This window comes from Arminella tubonensis, assembly GCF_003240585.1.
In the GTDB taxonomy this organism is placed as follows: Bacteria; Pseudomonadota; Alphaproteobacteria; order Rhizobiales; family Rhizobiaceae; genus Rhizobium; species Rhizobium tubonense.
Window position 1 is genome coordinate 1 of sequence record NZ_PCDP01000057.1, and the last position, 401, is coordinate 401.

The 401-nt window shown below is 59.1% G+C and carries 1 protein-coding gene; it reads right to left on the bottom strand.

Going from position 1 to position 401, the window contains the following annotated elements:
* Positions 1-401, bottom strand: a 401-nt coding sequence (locus tag CPY51_RS24435) for a winged helix DNA-binding protein (RefSeq protein ID WP_111162818.1), incomplete at both ends; no start/stop codon positions are given.

The window sequence follows — 401 nt, forward strand, 5'->3', positions numbered from 1 at the left end:
TCGCCCTGGGAGAGACCCGAGACCTTCGTTGCCTCCACCAGAAGGCGCTCGCGGATTTCGGAGTAGCGCTTTAGCGCCTCAAGACCCCTGTCGGTGGTCTGGATCATCTTTTCCTTGCCCGACTTGCCCGACTTGACGAGGCCGGCAGCTTCCAGCTTCTTGACCGCATAATTAGCGATATGTGTGTCTTCGATATCGAGCACGAGGCAGAGATCAGAAAGCGTCTTTGGCCGGTCGCGATGCCGTACGGAATGGATGATCAGGATTTCAATGGGAGAGAGGCCAGCGACGCCAGCCGCCGCCATGCAGCGGACCATCCAACGATTGAAGGCATGGGAAAACAGGATCAACCCGTACTCGAGTTCGGACAGGGCCGGCGAGCTTCCGCCTGCCAGATGCGC